Source organism: Thioalkalivibrio sp., assembly GCF_041685615.1.
GTDB lineage: Bacteria > Pseudomonadota > Gammaproteobacteria > Ectothiorhodospirales > Ectothiorhodospiraceae > Thioalkalivibrio.
Map to the genome: position 1 here is coordinate 35,195 of NZ_JAWLFK010000006.1, position 17,497 is coordinate 52,691.

Here is a 17,497-nt window from a genome sequence, read left to right on the forward strand (position 1 = left end):
CCGCTTTCCCTACTCACCTGACTGTTTCAACACTCGACTGGAGATACAAAAATGGAAATGGCAAACGCTCTGATCGTTCTGGCTGGCTCTCTGCTCCTGGGTCTGGCCGCTGTCGGCGCCGCGATCGGCGTGGGCACCCTGGGTGGTCGCTTCCTGGAAGGCGCCGCGCGACAGCCGGAACTGATCCCGATGCTGCGCACCCAGTTTTTCATCGTCATGGGTCTGACCGACGCGGTGCCGATGATCGGCGTGGGTATCGGCCTGTACGTCCTGTTCGCCCTGGGCTAAGAAGGCTGAGCGAGTCCCGAGGTCCCCTCACACTCGTCCAACCTGAGGTAGCAGGATGAATATCAATCTGACCATCATTGGCCAGCTGCTCGCGTTCAGCGTCTTCGTGTGGTTCACGATGCGCTACGTCTGGCCGCCCCTGTCCGCCGCACTGGAAGAGCGTCGCAAGAAGATTGCCGACGGTCTCGCCGCCGCGGAGCGAGGCGAGAAAGAGCAGGAGCTCGCCCAGGAGCGTGCGGCCGAGGTCCTCAAGGACGCCAAGCAGCAGGCCAACGAGATCGTGGCCTCCGCGCAGAAGCGAGCCAACGAGCTGGTCGAGGAAAGCAAGACCACGGCCCGCGAGGAAGGCGAACGCATCAAGGAAGCGGCGCAGTCCGAAATCGAGCAGGAGATCAACCGCGCCAAGGAAGAGCTGCGCAAGCAGGTCTCCGAGCTCGCGGTTGCCGGTGCCCAGCAGATCCTGGCCAAGGAGATTGACGCCAAGGCGCACGGCGATCTGCTGAAGAAGCTCGCGGCCAAGCTCTAAGGAGACGTTATGTCAGACCTGATTTCGGTCGCCCGACCCTACGCCCGCGCGGCATTTGAGCGGGCCCGCGAGGCCAACGATCTCGCCGGCTGGGCCGAGCAGCTCGAGTTGCTGGCTGCCATTGCCAGCGACTCGCAGATGCACAGTCTCCTCTCCAATCCGCGGCTCCCGCGTCCCGACCGCGCCCAGCTCGTCCTGGATGTGGCCGGTGACAAGGTCGGTGCCGAGGCGGGGAACCTGATTCGTCTGCTGGCCGAGAATGGCCGGCTGCCCGCCCTGCCGGCCGTTCGCGCCGCCTTCGAGGAGATGAAGGCCGCCGCGGAACAGCGCGTGCACGCCGATGTCACCGCCTATCGCAAGCTCACGCAGGCGCAGGAGAAAGAGATCCACGACGCCCTGGCCAAGGGCCTTGGCTGCGAAGTGGATCTCGAATGCTCAGTCGACAGCTCCCTGTTGGGGGGCGCCATCATCCGCGCCGGCGACCTGGTAATCGACGGCTCCGTGCGAGGCCAGCTGAACCGCCTGGCTGCCAATTTGAGTCGCTAAGAGGATATCTATCATGCAACTGAATCCCTCCGAGATCAGTGATCTGATCAAACAGCGCATCGAGAAATTCGATGCCTCTTCCGAGGCCTCCAACGAGGGTACCGTGGTCAGCGTGACCGACGGGATTGCTCGCGTGCACGGACTGGCTGACGTCATGCAGGGCGAGATGCTCGAGTTCCCGGGCGACACCTACGGCATGGCGCTCAACCTCGAGCGTGACTCGGTCGGCGTCGTGATCCTGGGTGACTACAAGCACATTACGGAAGGCCAGACGGTCAAGTGCACCGGCCGTATCCTCGAGGTGCCGGTGGGCGAGGCACTCCTCGGCCGTGTGGTCGACTCCCTGGGCCGACCGATCGACGGCAAGGGTCCGGTGAACACCGATGTCACCAGTCCGATCGAAAAGATCGCGCCGGGCGTGATCGAACGACAGTCCGTCGACCAGCCGCTGCAGTCCGGCATCAAGGCGATCGACGCCATGGTCCCGGTCGGGCGCGGCCAGCGCGAGCTCATCATCGGCGACCGTCAGACCGGCAAGACCGCGGTGGCGATCGACGCGATCATCAACCAGAAGGATTCCGGCGTTAAGTGCGTGTATGTCGCCGTGGGTCAGAAGGCCTCTTCGGTCGCCTCCGTGGTGGCCAAGCTGGAAGAGGCCGGTGCGATGGACAACACCATCATCGTGGCCGCCAACGCCTCCGAGTCGGCCGCGATGCAGTTCATTGCCCCGTACGCCGGTTGCGCCATGGGCGAGTACTTCCGCGACCGTGGCGAAGATGCCCTGATCGTCTATGATGATCTCACCAAGCAGGCCTGGGCCTACCGTCAGGTCTCCCTGCTGCTGCGTCGTCCGCCGGGCCGCGAAGCCTACCCGGGCGACGTCTTTTACCTCCATTCGCGCCTGCTGGAACGAGCCTCGCGCGTGAACGCCGAGTACGTCGAAGAAAAGACCAACGGCGAAGTGAAGGGGAAGACCGGTTCTCTGACGGCGCTGCCGATCATCGAAACCCAGGCCGGGGACGTGTCCGCGTTCGTTCCGACCAACGTGATCTCGATTACCGACGGTCAGATCTTCCTCGAGACGGACCTGTTCAACTCGGGTATCCGGCCGGCAATCAACGCCGGGCTGTCGGTCTCGCGCGTCGGTGGCTCGGCCCAGACCAAGATCATCAAGAAGCTGGGTGGTGGTGTGCGCCTGGCGCTCGCGCAGTATCGCGAGCTGGCGGCGTTCTCGCAGTTTGCCTCGGACCTCGACGACCTCACCCGCAAGCAGCTGGACCGCGGGAAGCGCGTGACCGAGCTGATGAAGCAGGGCCAGTACCAGCCGATGTCCATCGGCGAGATGGCGTTCTCCCTGTACGCCGCCAACGAGGGTTACCTCGATGATGTCGAGGCGGAAAAGGTCGTGAGCTTCGAGAAGGAACTGATCGCCTACGCGCGTTCCTCGCAGAAGGAGCTCCTGGACGAAATCAACAGCACTGGCGATTACAACGACTCCATCCAGGACAAGCTGAAGAAGGCCCTGGAAGAGTTCAAGGCCAAGCACAGCTGGTAACGGGAGCACGCAATGGCGGGCACTAAGGAGATCCGGACGCAGATCAAGAGTATCCAGAATACTCAGAAGATCACCAAGGCGATGGAAATGGTCGCCGCGTCCAAGATGCGCAAGGCCCAGGACCGCATGGAAGAGTCCCGGCCCTACGCACAGAAGATCCACGACGTGATCGGTCACGTCGCCATGGCGAATGCGGAATACCGGCATCCGTTCATGGTGGAACGCGAGGTGAAGCGCGTGGCGCTGATCATCGTGTCGACCGATCGCGGACTCTGCGGCGGGTTGAACACCAACCTGTTCAAGAAGGCCGTGGGCGAGATGCGTCGCTATCGCGACGAGGGCGTCGAGGTCGATCTGTGCGTCATCGGCAACAAGGCGCTCCAGTTCTTCAAGCGCCTGGGCGGAAACATCGTGGCCGAAGCCAAGGATCTCGGGGATCGTCCGCACATCAACGACCTGATCGGATCGGTCAAGGTGGTGCTGGACAACTTCCGCGACGGCACGATCGATCGCGTGGTCCTGCTGGAGAACACGTTCGTCAACACCATGACCCAGCAGCCGCAAGCCACGCAGCTCCTGCCGACGGCGCCGAGCCGGGACGAATCGCTCAAGCACCACTGGGATTACATCTATGAGCCCGACACGCATCCGGTGATGGATACGCTGCTCGAGCGCTATGTCGAGTCCCTGATCTACCAGGCGGTGGTCGAGAACGTGGCCTGCGAAATGGCCGCGCGCATGGTGGCCATGAAGTCGGCCTCCGACAACGCCGGCACGATGATCACCGACCTGCAGCTCGTCTACAACAAGGCGCGCCAGGCCTCGATCACCCAGGAGATCTCCGAGATCGTCAGTGGCGCGGCCGCGGTCTAGCAGCCGCCGCACGAATCGGTCGACTCGGCACGAATTACGACTTACGAGGATGAACAAATGAGTTCTGGAAAGATTGTCGAAATCATCGGCGCCGTCGTGGACGTGGAATTCCCCCACGGCGAAGTGCCCAAGATCTACGACGCCCTGACCCTGGAAAACGGGCTGACCCTGGAGGTCCAGCAGCAGCTGGGCGACGGCATCGTGCGTACCATCGCCATGGGTACCACCGAAGGCGTGAAGCGTCAGACCGCGGTCACCGCGACGGGCAAGCCGATCTCCGTGCCGGTCGGCAAGGGCACCCTGGGCCGGGTGATGGACGTCCTCGGTCGCCCGGTGGACAACGCCGGTGACGTGGAGGCCCAGGAGACCTGGTCGATCCACCGTGCCGCCCCGACCTTCGACGAGCAGGCAGGCTCCACCGAGCTGCTGGAAACCGGTATCAAGGTCATCGACCTGCTGTGCCCCTTCGCGAAGGGCGGCAAGGTCGGCCTGTTCGGTGGTGCCGGCGTGGGCAAGACCGTGAACATGATGGAGCTGATCCGCAACATCGCGATCGAACACTCCGGCTACTCCGTGTTCGCCGGTGTCGGCGAGCGTACCCGCGAGGGCAACGACTTCTACCACGAGATGAAGGACTCCAACGTTCTCGACAAGGTGGCGCTGGTCTACGGCCAGATGAACGAGCCGCCGGGCAACCGCCTGCGCGTGGCGCTGACCGGCCTGACCATGGCGGAGTTCTTCCGCGACGAAGGCCGTGACGTGCTGATGTTCATCGACAACATCTACCGTTACACCCTCGCCGGTACCGAGGTCTCCGCGCTGCTCGGTCGTATGCCCTCCGCGGTGGGCTACCAGCCGACCCTGGCGGAAGAAATGGGTGTGCTGCAGGAACGCATCACCTCGACCAAGAAGGGCTCGATCACTTCGATCCAGGCGGTCTACGTGCCGGCGGATGACCTGACCGACCCCTCGCCCGCCACGACCTTCGCGCACCTTGACGCCACCGTCGTGCTGTCGCGCCAGATCGCGGAGCTCGGCATCTACCCGGCCGTGGACCCGCTGGATTCCACCTCGCGCCAGCTGGACCCGCAGATCATCGGCCAGGAACACTACGACACGGCACGTGCCGTTCAGGGCACCCTGCAGCGCTACAAGGAGCTGAAGGACATCATCGCGATCCTCGGGATGGACGAGCTCTCCGAAGACGACAAGCTGGTAGTGGCCCGTGCGCGAAAGATCCAGCGCTACCTGTCGCAACCGTTCTTCGTGGCCGAAGTCTTCACCGGGGCGCCCGGCAAGTACGTGTCCCTGAAGGACACCATCCGGGCGTTCAAGGCGATTGTTGCCGGTGAATATGATCACCTGCCGGAGCAGGCCTTCTACATGGTCGGCACCATCGAGGAAGCCGTCGAGAAGGCCGAGAAGCTCGGCTAAGGAGCAAGGCGTTATGCCCATGAATATGCATGTGGATGTGGTCAGTGCGGAGGAGTCGATCTACTCCGGTACGGCCCTGATGATTGCGGCGCCCGCCGAAGGTGGCGAGGTCGGCGTATATGCCGGGCATACGCAGATGCTCGCCCGGCTGAACCCGGGTGAACTGCGCATCCAGGAGAATGAAGGCGCGGAGCCGCAGCCGGTGTTCGTTTCCGGCGGCATCCTCGAGGTCCAGCCGTACCACGTGACCGTCCTGGCGGATACCGCGGTGCGGGCCAAGGATCTCGACGAGGCGGAAGCGCTCGAGGCGAAGAAACGTGCGGAGGAGGCCCTCAAGAATTCCCAGGCCGACTTCGACTACGCCAAGGCCCAGGCCGAACTGGCCGAGGCGGCGGCTCGCCTCCAAATGATCCAGAAGCTGCGTCGGAAATAATCCGGCAGAATGCGACGGATGACTTACGCTCAGGGCCAACCATCTCGGTTGGCCCTTTATCATTGTAGCCATGCCTGAACGTAGCCCCCTCCATCTCGTGGTCCTGGCAGCCGGCAAGGGCACGCGCATGCGCTCGCGCAAGCCGAAGGTTCTTCAGCCCCTTGCCGGGCGGCCGCTCCTCGCTCACGTACTGGATCGCGTCGCCGCCCTGGAGGCAGACGTCTGTCACGTGGTGGTGAGCCACGAGCAGGAACGCATCCGCTCAGCGTTCGCGGATTCCCACCTGGCCCTTGACTGGATCGATCAGGGCGAGCCGCGCGGGACGGGCCATGCCGTGTTCCGCGCCCTCGAAGGTGTTCCGGATGACGCGCGCATTGTGGTGACCTATGGCGACGTCCCGCGCATTCCGGCCGCCGACCTCGAGGCCTGCGCGCGCGGCGATGGCGTGACCGTACTGGCGGCCCGGGTCGCCGACCCGAGCGGCTATGGTCGCCTGATCCTGGACGCGTCAGGGCGCATCGAGTGCATTGTGGAGGACAAGGAGGCCAGTGCCGAACAACGCGCCGTGGACCTGATCAACACGGGCGTACTCGCGGCTCCCGCCGGGGCACTGCGCGGCTGGCTGGCGTCCTGCGAGCCAGCGTCCGGCATTGCCCGTGAATGGTACCTGACCGACATCGTGGCGGCGGCCCGCGCGGACGGTCACGAGGTGGCCGTTGTCGAGAGCGAGGACGCGGCCGCGGTACTCGGCGTCAATGACCGTCAACAGCTCGCGGTGCAGGAGCGCCTGTACCAGGATGCCCTCGCCACCGAGATGATGCGTGCGGGCCTGGCACTCGCCGATCCCGCCCGTCTGGATGTCCGCGGTAGCCTCAATTTTGGGCAGGACTGCGCGCTGGATGTGAACGTCGTGATCGAAGGCACGGTCACGCTCGCCGACGACGTCTCCATTGGGCCCGGCTGCGTGCTGCGGGACTGCGAAATCGGGTCCGGCACTCAGATCGCGGCCCACAGCATTCTCGAGGGGGTGCGGGTCGACGCGGACGCCAGGATCGGGCCGTTCGCCCGCCTGCGCCCCGGCACCGAGGTCGGCACGGGTGCGCGCGTTGGCAATTTCGTGGAGGTCAAGAATGCCACCCTGGGGCCCGGCGCCAAGGCCAACCACCTGACCTACGTGGGCGATGCGCAGGTGGGCGCGGGCGCCAATCTCGGCGCGGGAACCATCACGTGCAACTATGATGGGGCCCACAAGCATCGCACCGAGATTGGCGAACGCGCGTTCATCGGCTCCAACACGGCACTGGTGGCACCCATCCGGATCGGGGATGACGCCACCGTGGGCGCGGGCTCGACCCTGTCCGACGACGTCGAGCCCGGGGCACTGGCCCTGACGCGTGCCCGGCCACGCACGATCCGCGACTGGCCGCGTCCGAAGAAGAGCGGCAACAAGGAGACGTAACCCATGTGCGGTCTGGTGGCAGGCGTAGGCGAACGGAATCTGATCCCCGTCCTGGTCGAGGGGTTGCACCGCCTCGAGTACCGCGGCTATGACTCGGCCGGGGTGGCGGTGGTCAACGACCACGCCCTTGCCGATATTCGGACCATGGGCAAGGTCGCGGCCCTCGAACAGCGCATCGAGGATGCGCGGCTGCAAGGCCGGGTTGGTATTGCCCACACCCGCTGGGCTACCCATGGCGCGCCGACCGAGGACAACGCCCACCCGCACCGTTCGCGCGACGGCCGCGTGGCGATCGTGCACAACGGGATCATCGAGAACCACGTGGACCTGCGGTCGCGGCTCGCTGCCGCGGGCTGGCCATGCATCTCCGCAACCGACAGCGAGGTCATCGCGCATCGCCTGGAACAGGCCCTGGAGGGGGGGGCTTCGCCGCGCGAAGCAATGCGCATCACCTGCGCCGAACTTCATGGTGCCTATGCGATCGCCGCGGTCTTTGCCGACTTCCCCGACGAGCTCGTGGTGGCCCGATCCGGAAGCCCCGTGCTCCTCGGGCTGGGCATCGGCGAGACCTTCGCGGCCTCGGATGTCCAGGCCCTCCTGCCCGTAACCCAGCGTTTCGTTGACCTCGAGGATGGTGACATCGCGCGGCTCACGCGCGACGGCGTCGAGATCGAGGACGCCCGCGGCGCATCGGTTGACCGCGGCATCCGCGAGAGCCGCTGCCAGGTGACCATCGCGGATCGCGGCGAGTACCGGCACTTCATGCTCAAGGAGATCTACGAGCAGCCCCACGCCCTGGAGGAGACACTGTCGGGTCGCCTGGGCGAATCCGCGATCCTCGAGAATATCCTCGGGCCGGGAAGTGACGAACGCCTTGCCGATGTCGCTGCGGTCCAGATCGTCGCCTGTGGCACGAGCTATCACGCCGGCCTGGTGGCCGCCCACTGGATCGAGGAGCATCTCGGTCTTCCCGCCCGGGTGGAGGTGGCCAGCGAGTATCGCTACCGGCGCCACGTCCTCGCACCGGGCACCCTGCTGGTCGTGATCTCCCAGTCCGGCGAGACCGCCGACACCCTCGCGGTGCTTCGCCAGTCCCGGGAGGAGCCATTCCTCGCTCGCCTGGCAATCTGCAACGTACCCGAGAGCACCATGGCGCGTGCCGCCGATCTGGTGATGATGACGCATGCCGGCCCCGAGATCGGCGTGGCCTCCACCAAGGCCTTCACGACCCAGCTGGCGGCACTGGCGATCCTGGTCCTCCTGCTGGGCCAGGTGGCTACCGCCGCCCGCATGCCCGCAGCCGAGCGGGCCGGTGCGGTTGCCGCCCTGCGCAGCCTGCCTGAGCAGGTTGCGCATATCCTCGCCCTCGACACGCCCATCGCACGCATCGCCGAGGGTCTCCTGGAGCGGCAGCACGCCTTGTTCCTGGGACGTGGTGCCTACTTCCCGATTGCCCTCGAGGGTGCACTCAAACTCAAGGAAATCTCGTACATCCACGCCGAGGCCTATCCGTCCGGCGAGCTGAAGCATGGGCCGCTTGCCCTGGTGGACACCGAGATGCCGGTGGTCGCCGTCGCGCCGGATGATGCCCAGCTGGAGAAACTCTCCAGCAATCTTCAGGAGGTCCGCGCCCGCGGCGGCCAGTTGATCGTGATCGGCGAATCCAACGCCGCGCGCGCCCTGGCGCCGGAAGACACCTGGATCGGCCTCCCGCAGAACGAGGCCCTCAGCCCGTGGCTGGCGCCGGTCCTGTTCACCATCCCCCTGCAGCTGCTGGCCTACCACACGGCCGTTCTGAAGGGCACGGACGTGGACCAGCCGCGCAACCTGGCGAAATCGGTGACCGTCGAATAGCGAGCCGCGCGTTCCAACCGGCCGTTCCATCAGGAAACGCTTGTATTCGCGACCCGGGTCGGATAGATTCGGCCGCGCTTGAATAACCTGTCACAGGAGTACCTCATGGATCAGCAAGAGCTCAACAACCGCTGCGTCACCCTGTTCCAGTCCCCGCGCATCCAGACCAAGCTCTGGCACCCGCGCATGTTCTGGGAAGTGGGTCCCAAGCTGAACACCACCCCGGACGAACTGACCCAGCCCAAGGTCGACCTGTGCGAGCTGGAAGTGATGCTCTCCGCCGCTGCCTACGAGCCGTCGCAGTGCGCCGACGATCTGAACCAGCGCGATGCCGGCCGCGCCGACTTCATCCGTCGCGCGGTCCAGTCCGGCCAGCGCCCGTTCCTGCGTCGCGCGGCCTGATCCGCGCACACAGCAAACCCAGCGTTGTGTTCAGGGACCCGGCCTCGTGCCGGGTCCCTTCGTTTGCGGCCCACGAAAGCCGTATTTGCCACCACAGAGGGTACGGAGGGCTCGGAGAAACGAGCAAAGGTACAAGGCTGTGGCGAATGCCGCGTGCGACTGCATTCTTTCCGTTCCCCGGTCTCTGCCGGGCGGCCCCACCTGCACCATGGCGTTCCAACAAAGACCTTCTCTGTGTCCTCCGTGTTCTCTGTAGTTAATTCGCCCTTGACCTGGTTTCGGGTCCGTTCGCCCCTCGCGGCCTACTGGCCGCGGGCCTCCAGCCAGAAGGTGACGGGCCCGTCGTTGGTCAGGCTCACCTGCATTTCGGCGCCAAAGCGCCCGCTGGCAACCGGCGCGTGACGTTCGGCTGCCCGACGGAGCAGCGCGTCGAACCGCGCGGCCCCGTGTTCCGGACTGGCGGACCCGGAGAAGCTTGGACGCATCCCCTTGCGCGTGTCGGCCGCGAGCGTGAACTGTGGCACCAGCAGCAGCCCGCCGCCGGTCTCGCCCAGGCTTCGGTTCATCCGGCCCTCCGCATCCGCAAACACCCGGTAGCCCAGCAGCCGGTCCAGCATGCGCTCGGCGCTCGCGTCGGTGTCGTTCGGTTCCACGGCCACCAGGGCCACCAGCCCGGGCCCGATCGCGCCGATGACCTCCCCTCCGATCGCCACCTGGCCCTCGCTCACGCGCTGAATCAATGCGATCACGCCTGGCCCCTGCCGGTACCGGGCTCGACCTGCCCCGCGAGTGCCGCGGCCAGTCGGTCGGTTGCGGCCACCAGGCGGCGAACGATCCCCGGCTCCGCGGCGGAGTGGCCGGCATCCGGCACGATCTCCAGTTGTGCCTCGGGCCAGGCGTGGTGAAGGGCGACTGCCTGGTTGACCGGGCAGACCACGTCATAGCGACCGTGCACCAGCGTGCCGGGAATCCCGCTCAACCGTCCGGCGTCGCGCAGGAGCTGGTCCGGTTCGAGAAAGGTATCGTGCAGGAAATAGTGACATTCCAGCCGGGCCAGGCTCACCGCGACGTCCGGATCCTCGAAATGAGCGATGACGTGGTCGTTCGGCACCAGGCATGAAGTGCGCCCCTCCCAGCCGGCCCAGGCCCGCGCTGCCGCCTCGCGCAGCGCGCGATCATCGTGGGTCAGCCGTCGGTAATAGGCGGCCACCATGTCCTCGCGTTCCGCCTCGGGGATGACGGCCTCGTATTCGGCCCACGCCTCGGGGAACAGGCGGTCGGCGCCGGACTGATAGAACCACTGAATGTCCTGCGGGCGGCACAGGAAGATCCCCCGCAGCACCAGGCCGAGCACCCGCTCCGGGTACCTCTGGGCATAGGCCAGCCCCAGGGTGGAGCCCCACGACCCGCCGAATATCGCCCAGCGCTCGATCCCCAGCTGCTCGCGCAGCCGTTCGATGTCCGCTACCCCGTGCCAGGTCGTGTTCGCCTCGAGGCTGGCGTGCGGGGTCGAGCGTCCGCATCCGCGCTGGTCGAACAGCACGATGCGGTAGCGCTCGGGGTCGTAGAATCGGCGATGCCAGCTCTCGCAACCCGAGCCCGGCCCGCCGTGCAGGAATACGAGCGGAATCCCTTCCGGATTGCCGCATTCCTCGAAGTAGAGTTCGTGGCCGTCGCCGACCTTCAGGCGGCCCATCCCGTGGGGTTCGATCTCGGGGTACAGTGCATCCATGGCGGCTCTCCGGAAAAACACTGAGTGTCGCCAAAACGCCCCGCCTGCGAAACCCTCCCGCGGCCCGTCTCCGCTACTCCGGGTCCTCGATCACCCGTCCCCGATAGACGCGCCGGTTGTGCGCAGGGCCCGGCCCGCCATCCGGGCCAGGCACCTCTGCGGTGTTCGCCGGTGACGGCGGCCGCAGATACCCCGATCCTTCCAGCTGGCTGCGCAGGGTCAGGGCCGCGGCCTGTACCAGGCTCGACTGCGAGCGCCCGGCATAGTCCAGGATCGCCTCCATGAAATCCGGATCGCTCACCGACAGCCGCGCCACCGTGGGGAATTCGGCCCGTAGGTTCCGGCGCAGCTCGGCAGCCAGGCTGAGGCTCTTGCGGTCGTGCATGGGGTCTCCCGGCGGACATCGCTTTCCCCAGCTTATGCAAACGGAGTGCCATGGCCGGCGCCGCGCCGCAGGCCGTGCGCCCGCCGCGTTTCCGCAGGCTGCGCATCCTTCCGGCGCATGCCCTGCCCGCTCCCGGTGCAGGACGGCGCGCTGCGCACCAGGCCTTTGCGTGCCCCACCCCGCACCGCCATGCTGGTGCTTGCGTGCAGCCGGCGCCCGGCCTATGTTGCGGCCCCATGGAGACACCCGCCGTTCCCGCCTCGATCCGCCGCCTCGCCGGGCGCGCCATCGCCGACTTCGACATGGTCCGCGAGGGTGACCGCATCCTGGTCGGCCTGTCCGGTGGCAAGGACTCGCTGACCCTGCTGTGGCTTCTGCACAACCTGGCGCGACGGGCCCCGGTCCGTTTCGAGGTCGGGGCAGTCACCATCAACCCCGAGATCGAGGGCTTCGAGCCGCAGCGGCTGATGGATTACCTGGGCAGCTACGGCATCCCCTATCACTTCGTGTCCGAGCCCATCGCCGAGCTTGCGGACGAGCACATGGACAACGACTCGTTCTGTTCCTTCTGCTCGCGCATGAAGCGCGGCCTGATGTACCGCACCGCGCGCGAACACGGCTACAACGTACTGGCGCTGGGCCAGCACCTCGATGATCTCGCGGAGAGCTTCATGATGAGCGCCTTTCACGGCGGCCAGCTGCGCACCATGAAGGCCCACTACGCGATCGACGCCGGGGACCTGCGGGTCATCCGCCCGCTGGTCTACGTGCGGGAACGCCAGACCCGCGACTTTGCCGAGGCCGCGGGGCTCCCGGTGATCCTCGACAACTGCCCCGCCTGCTTCGCCATGCCCACCCAGCGCGAGCACATGAAACAGCTGCTGGCGCAGGAGGAGGCGCAGCACCCGCGACTGTTTCGCAACCTGCGCACCACCCTCAAGCCCCTGATGACCGAGGGTGGCATTCCTCCGCGCGACCCACCGCCGAGCGCGGCCGCATCCACCGAACCCGCAGTGTCCGGACATGGCCCGACGCCGACATCTGCGTGATCGCCTGATCGGGGCGGGCCTGCGCCTGCTGGCGCGCCTCCCGCTGCGCGTAAACCACGCCCTGGGCGGCGCGGTCGGGGTGCTGGTGTGGTACCTGCCCACCCGCGCGGCCCGCATCACCCGCATCAATCTGGCGCTGTGCTTTCCGGAAAAGGACCCGGCCTGGCGGCGGCGGGTGGGGCGGCGTTCCCTGATGGCGATGGGCCGAACCCTGACCGAGTCCCCCTGGCTGTGGCAGTCGAGACCCGAGATCCTCGAGGCCCTCGCGGTCCAGCCGCCGCAGTACGCGCGCCTGCGCGAGCGCTCCGCCGGCCGGGCATTGTTCCTGTGCGCCCCGCATCTCGGTTCCTGGGAATTCGCCGGAATGCATGCCGCTTGCCACGGGCCGATGGCCACGCTGTACAGCCCGTTCAAGACCCCGGAGGTGGACCGCTGGGTGCGCGAGGCCCGTGCCTCCACCGGCGCCGAGCTGGCCCCGGCCGATCGCAGTGGCCTGCGCATCCTGCAGCAGGCCCGCGACCGCGGCGAGATTATCGGCATCCTGCCGGACCAGAGCCCCAAGGGCGCATCGGGTCAGCACGCCATGTTCTTCGGGCGCCCCGCCCTGACCATGACCCTGCTCCCGCGACTGCTGCGCGGGCGCGCGGATCACGTGGTGTTCCTGTTTGCCGAGCGGCTGTCCGGGGGGCGGGGCTTTCGCTATCACGAGGTCGCGGCCGGACCGGAGGTGGCCGATCGCGATTTTTCCCGTGCGGCCGCGGCGATCAACGTCCATGTGGAGACCCTGGTCCGGCGTTGCCCCGAGCAATACAACTGGGCCTACAAGCGCTTCAGCCCGCCGCCCGAGGGCTGGCCCGATCCCTATCGCCGGGGGGCGCCCGAGTGACCTCCCGCGCGGTACGCTCCCCGGGCATGGCTGACCCGCTGGCCGGGGCGCGTCAGAGGATGTAGCGGGACAGGTCCTCGTCCTCGACCAGGTCGCCCAGGCGTTCGTCGACGAAGGCGCGGTCCACGACCACCGGGCCGTCGACGTCCGGGGCGCGGTAGGCGACATCCTGCAGCAGACGCTCCAGCACGGTGTGCAGGCGGCGGGCGCCGATGTTCTCGGTGCGCGCGTTCACGTCAAAGGCGATCTCGGCCAGGCGGCGAACGCCGTCTTCCTCGAAGCGCAGCTCCACGTCCTCGGTCTTCATCAACTCGGTGTACTGCTCGGTCAGCGAGGCGGTGGGCTCGGTCAGGATGCGCACGAAGGCGTCGGCCGACAGGGCGTCCAGCTCCACGCGGATGGGCAGGCGCCCCTGTAACTCCGGGACCAGGTCCGAGGGCTTGGACAGGTGGAAGGCGCCGGAGGCGATGAACAGGATGTGGTCCGTGCGCACCATGCCCAGCTTGGTGGATACGGTGGTCCCCTCGATCAGCGGCAGCAGGTCGCGCTGCACGCCCTCGCGGGAGACCTCGCCGCCGCTGCCCTTCTCGCTGCCCCTGGCGACCTTGTCGATCTCGTCGAGGAACACGATGCCGCTTTGCTCGACGCGCTGGATGGCCCGCTCCTTCAGCTCTTCCTCGTTGATCAGACGCGCGGCCTCTTCCTCGATCAGCAGCTTGCGCGCCTCGGCGATCTTCAGCCGCCGCGAACGGGTCTTCTGCCCGCCCAGGTTCTGGAACATGGACTGCAGTTGGCCAGCCATCTCCTCCATGCCCGGTGGCGTCATGATCTCCACGCCCTGGGGGTTCTGCGAGACCTCGATGTCGATCTCGCGCTCGTCCATGTCGCCTTCCCGCAGGCGCTTGCGCAGCTTCTGGCGGGTCTCGCTGTTGGAGTCGTCCGGCTCGGATTCGGTGAACCCGGCGTTGCGCGGGCGTGGCAGCAGGGCATCCAGAATGCGCTCCTCGGCGGCATCCTCGGCCTTCACGCGGTTTTCCCGAAGGGCCTCGTCGCGCAGCTGCTTGACGGCTGCCTCGGCCAGATCGCGGATGATCGACTCGACATCGCGCCCGACGTAGCCGACCTCGGTGAATTTCGTTGCCTCGATCTTGATGAACGGTGCGTGCGCCAGCTTGGCCAGGCGCCGGGCGATCTCGGTCTTGCCCACGCCGGTCGGGCCGATCATCAGGATGTTCTTGGGCGTGACCTCCGGCTGCAGCTCCGGCGGCAACTGGCGGCGGCGCCAGCGGTTGCGCAGGGCGACGGCAACGGAGCGCTTGGCCTCGTCCTGGCCGATGATGTAGCGGTCCAGTTCCTGGACGATCTCGCGGGGGGTCATGTCGGTCATGGCAAAAGGGGCCTTGGTCGAATCATTCGGGCCGGGGCGCATCATTCCGCGTCCAGGCTCTCCAGGGTGATGTTGTGATTGGTGTACACACAGATGTCGGCGGCGATGTTCAGGGATTTCTCCACGATTTCGCGGGCCGACAGGTCGGTGTTGTGCAGCAGGGCCTGGGCGGAGGCCTGGGCGTAGGGGCCGCCGGAGCCGATCGCGATCAGGGCGTTCTCCGGCTCGATCACGTCACCGTTGCCGGAGATCACGAAGGAGTTCTCGCGGTCGGATACGGCCAGCAGTGCCTCCAGCTTGCGCAGGGCGCGGTCGGTGCGCCAGTCCTTGGCCAGCTCGACGGCGGCGCGGGTGAGGTTGCCGGAGTGCTTCTCCAGCATGCCCTCGAAGCGCTCGAACAGGGTGAAGGCATCGGCGGTGCCGCCGGCAAAGCCGGCGAGGATGCGGTCGTGATAGACGCGGCGCACCTTGCGCGCATTGCCCTTCATCACAGTGTTGCCAAGGGATACCTGGCCGTCGCCCCCGAGGGTGACGGCGCCGTCCTTGCGGACGCAAACGATGGTGGTGCCGCGAAACTGTTCCACGGGTCTCTCCTGTCCGGCTGTGTATCTGGGGGAAACCCGGATCAAGGGTTCCCTCGGGGCACGGTGTTGGGTCGCGGCTACCCGGGATCGTTCACCCGGCGGGTGGATCGCGGTCGGATCTGTCCCTCCGGCGGGCCCGCGGATGGGCGGCATCATACACCTGTGCCAGGTGCTGATAGTCGAGATGGGTATAGATCTGGGTGGTTTCAAGGTTTGCGTGGCCGAGAAGTTCCTGGATGGCCCGCAAATCGCCGCTCGACTCCAGCAGGTGGCTGGCGAAGGCATGGCGCAGGCGGTGCGGGTGCAGGCGCACGTCCAGGCCGGCACGGCGACCGGCCTCGGCGACCCGGCGCTGCACCGCGCGGTTGCCCAGGCGCTGGCCGCGACGGCTGACGAACACGGCGCGCTCGTCCGCTGTGGCCCAGTCGCCGCGGCGTGTCAGCCAGATGCGCAGGGCCTCGCGGGCCACCCGGCCTACCGGGACACTGCGCTCGCGCCGGCCCTTGCCGAGCACGCGGACCAGGCCGGCCTCGAGGTCGAGATCGACCAGATCCAGCCCGGTGAGCTCCGACAGGCGCAAACCGGACGAATACAGCAGCTCCAGCATGGCCTGGTCGCGGGCCGCGAGCGTCGGGTCCAGGCCCTCGACCGGGGTCAGCGCCTGCTGGGTCTGGTCCACGTCGAGATCGCGCGGCAGGGGGCGCCCGGCGCGCGGCCCGCGCATGCCGGCGGCGGGGTTGGCCGGCATGCGCCGCTGTTCCACCTGGTAGGCGAAGAAGCCGCGCGTGGCGGACAGGAAGCGCTGGATGGACCGCGGGTGGCGGCCCTGGCGGGCCAGCTGGCCGGCAATCCGGCGCATGTCCGCGGCCTTCAGCGTTTCCCATGGACCTTCGTGAAGCCCGCGCAGGCGGGCCAGATCGCGCCGGTAGGCCTGGACGGTATGCGGCGAATGACCGCGAACATCGCGCAAGTGGGCCAGGAATGCCGCGATGTCCGGATCCTGTACGGGGGCGTCGGTGTGCGCCGCGTCAGGCCGCGGCGTGGGTCCGCTCGACATGGCAGCGGATCGATTCGGCCAGCAGGTCGCCGATATGGGTGACGAAATAGGTGCCCATGTCGGGCTGGAAGCGGGCCGCGGACTCGCTGGCCAGGCCGAGCACGCCGATGCGATCGGATTCGTCGCCCAGCGGCATCAGGATGGCCGAGCCGATCTCTTCGGCGTCGTCGAACAGCACGTCCAGCATCTCGGCCGGCACCCGGCCGCATTGTGCCTTGCCGCGACTGAACAGCGGGTCGAAGGTGCCCAGTTCAGCGGTGTCCAGGGCATGCAGGTCGTCGACCTCGCGGTGCGCCAGGCGGATACTGACGCGCTCCGCGCCCAGTTCGTTGCGCAGGGCGTCCTGGGTCAGTGCCAGCACGGCGTCCAGGTTCTCGGCGCGCATCAGGGTCTTGGCCAGTTCGTGCAGGTGCTGGCCCATGCGCTCGTTGTCGCGGGCGCGCTCGACCAGCTCGCCCATGTGCTGCTCCATCGCCCGGTGCTTCTCGCGCAGCAGGGCGACCTGGCGCTCAAGAAGCGATACCGCGCCGCCGGTCGGGTGCGGCAGGCGCAGGATGTCCAGCAGCGGCAGGTGGTCCTGGAAGAAGTCGGGGTGTTCGCGCAGGTAGGCCTCGACATCGGCCGCCCTGATCGCGTCTTTGGGGTGGTTCTTCGTTGTACGGGTCTTCGCGGTCTCTGCAGCAGAGGCGTTGGAGGATTGCCCAGTCATAGATCGATCCAGCCGTTGAATACCGTGGTGGCCGGCCCGGTCAGCCAAACCGGTGCCTCGGCCTGTCCGTTCCAGCTTAGCACAAGGGTCCCGCCCGGCAGGGCCACCTCGACATCGTCGTCGACCAGCTCGCGGCGGCGCAGGACGGCCATGGCGGCGGCCGCGCCGCTGCCGCAGGCCAGCGTCTCGCCGACCCCGCGTTCGAAGACCCGCAGGTCGACATGGCGGCGGTCGCGCAGCGCGGCGAAGCCGACGTTGACGCGGCGCGGGAAGGTCTCGTGGCGCTCGATGATCGGGCCGATCTCGGCGACCGGCGCGCGGGCGACGTCGTCGACCAG

General features: G+C 67.1%; 20 protein-coding genes. 12 read left to right on the forward strand and 8 right to left on the reverse strand.

The features are described 5' to 3' along the window. Nucleotides 1-51 precede the first annotated feature (51 nt). The 10 genes from atpE (at nucleotide 52) to ACESLR_RS02240 (ending at nucleotide 9,370) form a co-directional block, all read left to right on the forward strand. Nucleotides 52-288, forward strand: a complete 237-nt coding sequence (atpE, locus tag ACESLR_RS02195; protein WP_012983953.1) for a F0F1 ATP synthase subunit C — start codon at nucleotides 52-54, stop codon at nucleotides 286-288. A 55-nt stretch (nucleotides 289-343) separates the two neighbouring features. Continuing rightward, the gene (locus ACESLR_RS02200; RefSeq protein ID WP_373024156.1) at nucleotides 344-814 is read left to right on the forward strand and encodes a F0F1 ATP synthase subunit B; all 471 of its coding nucleotides are present in this window, start codon (nucleotides 344-346) and stop codon (nucleotides 812-814) included. Between the two features lie 9 nt (nucleotides 815-823). Then, nucleotides 824-1,360, forward strand: coding sequence for a F0F1 ATP synthase subunit delta (locus ACESLR_RS02205; protein ID WP_373024157.1), 537 nt, complete (start codon nucleotides 824-826; stop codon nucleotides 1,358-1,360). A gap of 13 nt (nucleotides 1,361-1,373) precedes the next feature. Next, entirely contained in the window at nucleotides 1,374-2,915 is a 1,542-nt protein-coding gene (atpA, locus tag ACESLR_RS02210; RefSeq protein WP_373024158.1) for a F0F1 ATP synthase subunit alpha, read from the forward strand. 12 nt (nucleotides 2,916-2,927) lie between these two features. Further along, nucleotides 2,928-3,788, forward strand: a complete 861-nt coding sequence (gene atpG / locus ACESLR_RS02215) for a F0F1 ATP synthase subunit gamma (RefSeq protein ID WP_373024159.1) — start codon at nucleotides 2,928-2,930, stop codon at nucleotides 3,786-3,788. Between the two features lie 57 nt (nucleotides 3,789-3,845). After that, nucleotides 3,846-5,222 (forward strand): F0F1 ATP synthase subunit beta, encoded by a 1,377-nt coding sequence (gene atpD, locus ACESLR_RS02220; protein ID WP_373024160.1) that lies wholly within the window; start codon nucleotides 3,846-3,848, stop codon nucleotides 5,220-5,222. Nucleotides 5,223-5,235: 13 nt separating this feature from the next. After that, nucleotides 5,236-5,655, forward strand: coding sequence for a F0F1 ATP synthase subunit epsilon (locus ACESLR_RS02225; RefSeq protein WP_373024161.1), 420 nt, complete (start codon nucleotides 5,236-5,238; stop codon nucleotides 5,653-5,655). A gap of 127 nt (nucleotides 5,656-5,782) precedes the next feature. After that, a complete protein-coding gene (gene glmU, locus ACESLR_RS02230) occupies nucleotides 5,783-7,114 on the forward strand; it encodes a bifunctional UDP-N-acetylglucosamine diphosphorylase/glucosamine-1-phosphate N-acetyltransferase GlmU (RefSeq protein ID WP_373024193.1) in 1,332 nt (443 codons plus the stop codon). A 3-nt stretch (nucleotides 7,115-7,117) separates the two neighbouring features. Next, on the forward strand, nucleotides 7,118-8,968 hold the full coding sequence (glmS, locus tag ACESLR_RS02235; protein ID WP_373024162.1) for a glutamine--fructose-6-phosphate transaminase (isomerizing): 1,851 nt from the start codon (nucleotides 7,118-7,120) through the stop codon (nucleotides 8,966-8,968). Nucleotides 8,969-9,073: 105 nt separating this feature from the next. Then, entirely contained in the window at nucleotides 9,074-9,370 is a 297-nt protein-coding gene (locus ACESLR_RS02240) for a hypothetical protein (RefSeq protein ID WP_373024163.1), read from the forward strand. Nucleotides 9,371-9,672: 302 nt separating this feature from the next. Here the strand turns inward: ACESLR_RS02240 and dtd are convergent, their stop codons facing one another. From dtd to ACESLR_RS02255, 3 genes are all read right to left on the reverse strand, one after another. Then, nucleotides 9,673-10,119, reverse strand: coding sequence for a D-aminoacyl-tRNA deacylase (dtd, locus tag ACESLR_RS02245; protein ID WP_373024164.1), 447 nt, complete (start codon nucleotides 10,117-10,119; stop codon nucleotides 9,673-9,675). Next, on the reverse strand, nucleotides 10,116-11,102 hold the full coding sequence (pip, locus tag ACESLR_RS02250) for a prolyl aminopeptidase (protein ID WP_373024165.1): 987 nt from the start codon (nucleotides 11,100-11,102) through the stop codon (nucleotides 10,116-10,118). The genes dtd and pip overlap by 4 nt, the downstream gene beginning before the upstream one ends. Before the next feature lie 73 nt (nucleotides 11,103-11,175). Further along, nucleotides 11,176-11,487, reverse strand: a complete 312-nt coding sequence (locus tag ACESLR_RS02255) for a hypothetical protein (RefSeq protein WP_373024166.1) — start codon at nucleotides 11,485-11,487, stop codon at nucleotides 11,176-11,178. A 236-nt stretch (nucleotides 11,488-11,723) separates the two neighbouring features. Here ACESLR_RS02255 and ACESLR_RS02260 point away from each other — a divergent pair, with 236 nt between their 5' ends. Next, nucleotides 11,724-12,536: an ATP-binding protein gene (locus ACESLR_RS02260; protein ID WP_373024167.1), complete on the forward strand. Its 813-nt coding sequence runs from the start codon at nucleotides 11,724-11,726 to the stop codon at nucleotides 12,534-12,536. Further along, nucleotides 12,511-13,422, forward strand: a complete 912-nt coding sequence (locus ACESLR_RS02265) for a lysophospholipid acyltransferase family protein (RefSeq protein WP_373024168.1) — start codon at nucleotides 12,511-12,513, stop codon at nucleotides 13,420-13,422. Before ACESLR_RS02260 ends, ACESLR_RS02265 begins: the two co-directional genes overlap by 26 nt. 52 nt (nucleotides 13,423-13,474) lie before the next feature. Here ACESLR_RS02265 and hslU read toward each other — a convergent pair whose 3' ends face one another. The 5 genes from hslU to ACESLR_RS02290 form a co-directional block, all read right to left on the reverse strand. Then, nucleotides 13,475-14,809, reverse strand: coding sequence for an ATP-dependent protease ATPase subunit HslU (gene hslU / locus ACESLR_RS02270; RefSeq protein ID WP_373024169.1), 1,335 nt, complete (start codon nucleotides 14,807-14,809; stop codon nucleotides 13,475-13,477). A gap of 41 nt (nucleotides 14,810-14,850) precedes the next feature. Further along, nucleotides 14,851-15,393, reverse strand: a complete 543-nt coding sequence (hslV, locus tag ACESLR_RS02275; RefSeq protein ID WP_373024170.1) for an ATP-dependent protease subunit HslV — start codon at nucleotides 15,391-15,393, stop codon at nucleotides 14,851-14,853. Between the two features lie 91 nt (nucleotides 15,394-15,484). Continuing rightward, nucleotides 15,485-16,450, reverse strand: a complete 966-nt coding sequence (xerC, locus tag ACESLR_RS02280; protein WP_373024171.1) for a tyrosine recombinase XerC — start codon at nucleotides 16,448-16,450, stop codon at nucleotides 15,485-15,487. Continuing rightward, nucleotides 16,422-17,159 carry a DUF484 family protein gene (locus ACESLR_RS02285; protein ID WP_373024172.1) on the reverse strand — a complete coding sequence of 246 codons (738 nt, stop codon included), beginning with the start codon at nucleotides 17,157-17,159 and terminating at the stop codon, nucleotides 16,422-16,424. The genes xerC and ACESLR_RS02285 overlap by 29 nt, the downstream gene beginning before the upstream one ends. Then, nucleotides 17,156-17,497 (reverse strand): diaminopimelate epimerase (locus ACESLR_RS02290; protein ID WP_373024173.1); only part of this gene is annotated, 342 nt, incomplete at its 5' end. The genes ACESLR_RS02290 and ACESLR_RS02285, both read right to left, overlap by 4 nt.